Origin of the sequence: Kocuria subflava (assembly GCF_012163155.1) — a bacterium.
GTDB lineage: Bacteria > Actinomycetota > Actinomycetes > Actinomycetales > Micrococcaceae > Kocuria > Kocuria subflava.
Genome location: NZ_JAAVUN010000078.1, coordinates 1 through 1313 on the forward strand (window position 1 = coordinate 1; position 1313 = coordinate 1313).

General features: G+C 69.2%; 1 protein-coding gene. It reads left to right on the plus strand.

Annotated elements, in window-relative coordinates; translation table 11 throughout:
* Window positions 1-220 precede the first annotated feature (220 nt).
* On the plus strand, window positions 221-1313 hold a 1093-nt coding region (locus tag GTW58_RS13020; RefSeq protein WP_168023551.1), incomplete at its 3' end, for an IS110 family RNA-guided transposase.

A 1313-nucleotide genomic window follows, 5' to 3' on the forward strand; every position in this document is an offset into this window, starting at 1 on the left:
ATGGGAGGGTGCTGACCGGCCGGTCCTCGGCAGGATCGTTTGCCCCCAGTCACCCATGATCCGGGGGGTGTTGTCACCGAGGACCGGTCCGGTGGTCACGGATCGCTGATAGAGGCGCGACCTTCTTCTTGAGGGACCTTCGTAACGTGGATGCCGAGCGTGACCACCTCCCGGCCGGCCAGCATGTGCAGATGCCGGTGCAGTAGAAGGGAATGAGTCCATGGCGGAGCAACCACTGCCGGCGGTGTTCGTCGGCCTCGACGTCGGCAAGTCCGAGCACCACGCCGTGGCCGTGACCACTGCTGGGAACACGGTCTACGACAAGTCCCTGCCCAACGACGAGGCTCGGCTGCGGGCCATCCTTGAGGAGCTGGCCACCGTGCACGGGCCGGTGCTGATGGTCGTGGACCAGCCGGCCACCATCGGGGCGCTGCCGGTGGCCCTCGCCCAAGCCACCGACGGCGTACACGTGGCGTACCTGCCCGGGCTGGCGATGCGCCGGATCGCGGACCTGCACCCGGGCGCGGCCAAGACCGATGCCCGCGACGCGGCGATCATCGCCGAGGCGGCCCGCACGATGCCGCACACCCTGCGCGACATCCGGGTGGACGAGGAACAGATCGCCGAGCTGGGAGTGCTGGCCGGCTTCGATGATGACCTCGCCGCCCAGATCACCGCGACCTCGAACCGGTTGCGAGGCATACTCACCCAGATCCATCCGGCACTGGAGCGGGTCCTGGGGCCGCGGGTGACGCACCCGGCGGTGACCGACCTGCTCAGTCGCTATCCGACCCCGGGGAAGCTGCAGGTCGCCGGGCGCGGGCATGTGCGGGCGAGGCTGAAGAAACACGCACCGCGGTTGGCCGAGGCCCTCACCGAGGAAATTTTCACCGCCCTGGGGCAGCAGACCGTGGTGGTCGCCGGAACCGAGGCCGCTGCCACCGTGATCCCGATCCTGGCCGGGCAGCTGGCTGCCCTCACCGCTCAGCGGACGCAGGTGGCGACCCAGATCGAGGCCCTCGTGGAGGCCCACCCTCTTTCCCCGGTCCTGACCTCGATGCCCGGCGTCGGCGTCAGGACCGCCGCAAGGATCCTCACCGAGGTCGTCGGCAAGGACTTTCAAGATGCCGGGCACCTGGCCTCCTACGCCGGAATCGCCCCCGTCACGAGACGGTCGGGAACCTCGATCCGCGGCGAACACGCCCCGAGAGGCGGGAACAAGAGACTGAAGCGGGCGCTGTTCCTCTCGGCCTTCGCCTCACTCAGCCACGGTCCCTCGAGGGCCTACTACGACCGGAAACGGGCAAGGCGGA